Here is a 2,072-nt window from a genome sequence, read left to right as displayed (position 1 = left end):
CGCTTGATGTCGACTGTCTTGGCATAGAAGGGCTCACGTAGGCATGCTGCCACCAACGTGGTTTCCAGCGAGGCCCGCGCCGAGTGGTCCACGGCGATGACGGGGCGCTCGTCGTTGCCGCGGACGAGCAGATACCGGATACCTGCGTCGTCGAGTGCAGCCCGCACGAACAGCAGGTCTTCGACCATGGCCTGGTGCGGCGTGGTGGAGGTGATGCGCAGCGCGAAGCGTCCGGCGAAGGGGACGACGTCGGTGCGGTCGGTCAGCCGTGCCTTCGATTCGGGAGATTCCCCGGTCACCGGGTCGACGGTCTCCTGCTCGGGAGGAACCAGGTAGATGTCGTGGGGAGCAGACGTCGAAGTAATGGTGACCCTTCCGGAGGCATTGGTGCGAGCCGAGAACCCCCGGAGCATGAGCTTCAGTGTATAGCCGACCGGGCAGGGACCAAACGCATGGCGACCAGCAGGCCCGCAGCGACACCGAGGACGTCGAACAGTGCGTCCAGCGGCGAGCCGCTGCGGCCGATCGGTAGGGACGCCTGGACGATCTCGGAGACTATGGCGAACACACCTGTCCACAGGGCAGTACGCGCGAACGAGATCGCCGCGACGCGCGAGGTGTACGACAGTGCCGCGAACAGCGCGAAGTGAACGATTTTGTCGCTGTGCTGGAATCCGCTGGGAACGCCCGATGCCGGCGTGAACAGGACGACGAACGCTGCCACCACCGAGAGGGCCAGCGGGAGATAGAACTTCGGCGGTAGTGGCAGCGGCATCGTTCCTAGTTTACGAGTCGTTCTTTCGCAGCAGGACGACGGTGTCGACGTGGCTGTCCGGGCGTCCGTCCGAGGTGTTGCCGCTGCGGGGCCGCGCCTCCGCGATCACCGTCGTCCACTCCGCGTCGTCGAAAAGGGCAGTGACGAACGGGACCCCGAACAGGATCTCCGCGCGCGGGTGCTGCTTCGCGTGCTCGTCCTCCGGGCTGTGTCCGACGACGAGCAGATGCCCGCCGGGAGCCACCGCGGCGCCGAAGCGGACGAACGCGGGCCCGACCTGGTGTGGGGGCAGCTGAAAGAAGTGCGCCGTGACGAGGTCGAAGCGACCCGCCGGAGGTGCCCATTCGAGTAGGTCGCGGCGGCGCCACTCGATGTCGCGATCACCCTGCCCCTGGCGCGCACGTTCCAGCGCCACCTCGGAGATATCGGCACCGGTGGTTGTCCAACCGTTGTCGGCGAGCCAGAACGCGTCGCCGCCCTCGCCGCTCCCGATGTCCAACGCCGTACCCGGCGTCAGCTTCGATGCTTCGGCGACGAGCACGGGGTTGGCATTGCCGCTCCAGCGCATCGGCTTCTCGGTGTACAGGTTGTCCCAGAACGCCTGATCGAACTCGGTGGGTTCGGTGGGCGCGCCGTCGTGTGTGTGCATTCCACGAGCCTGCCAGCGTTGAACCCTGGGCGCAATAATGTTTGCCAATTCGGCAAAGCCGTCCCGGACGCGCTTAGATATCGATCAACACTTTGCCCGTGATTCCGTTTTCCACGGCTTCGTGGGCGGCGGCGGTGTCGGCGAGCGCGAAGCGGTGTAGCGGAAGACCGTGGTCCTGGCCCACTTCGAGGACTCCTGCGGCGGCTGCGGCGGTGACGTCGGCTTCGGCGTTCTTCAGTGCGGTGTCGCCGACCGTGTAGAGCAGGATGAACTGGTATCGCGCGTTGACGATCATGTTCGGGCGGATGGCGAGCTCGAACGAGTCGCCGCCGTTGTTGGCGTACATGGCGATCGAGGCGCGGTTGCCTGCGACGGCGGCGTTGAGTTCGGCGTTCTGGGCGGGTGCGACCTCGACGATGATGTCGACGCCGTCGGGGGTGATGTCGCGGATCGCGGCCGCGGCGTCACCGGTCTTGTAGTTGACGACGTGGTGGGCGCCTGCGGCGTCGGCGAGTGCGCCCTTCTCCGGTCCGCTGACGGTGGTTATCACGGTCGCGCCGGCCCATGTGGCGAGCTGGATGGCGGCGTGCCCGACGGCTCCTGCTCCGCCGGCCACGAGCACGGTCTTGCCGTCGAGGGCGCCGGGGT

Annotated in this window: 3 protein-coding genes and 1 pseudogene; all 4 read right to left on the bottom strand. The window is 66.9% G+C overall.

Features of this window, described 5'->3' with window-relative positions; translation table 11 throughout:
* A pseudogene (locus tag WBQ44_RS15200) lies at window positions 1–413 on the bottom strand (sugar phosphotransferase); the annotation flags it as partial.
* 5 nt (window positions 414–418) lie between these two features.
* The gene (locus WBQ44_RS15195; protein ID WP_495567505.1) at window positions 419–775 is read right to left on the bottom strand and encodes a VanZ family protein; all 357 of its coding nucleotides are present in this window, start codon (window positions 773–775) and stop codon (window positions 419–421) included.
* A gap of 10 nt (window positions 776–785) precedes the next feature.
* A complete protein-coding gene (locus WBQ44_RS15190) occupies window positions 786–1,424 on the bottom strand; it encodes a methyltransferase domain-containing protein (protein ID WP_495567504.1) in 639 nt (212 codons plus the stop codon).
* A 73-nt stretch (window positions 1,425–1,497) separates the two neighbouring features.
* Window positions 1,498–2,072: zinc-binding dehydrogenase (locus tag WBQ44_RS15185; RefSeq protein ID WP_495567503.1), on the bottom strand; the 575-nt coding region annotated here is incomplete at its 5' end.

Origin of the sequence: Rhodococcus sp. (in: high G+C Gram-positive bacteria) (genome assembly GCF_049591685.1) — a bacterium.
In the GTDB taxonomy this organism is placed as follows: Bacteria; Actinomycetota; Actinomycetes; order Mycobacteriales; family Mycobacteriaceae; genus Rhodococcoides.
This window is presented reverse-complemented; position numbering and strand designations above follow the sequence as displayed.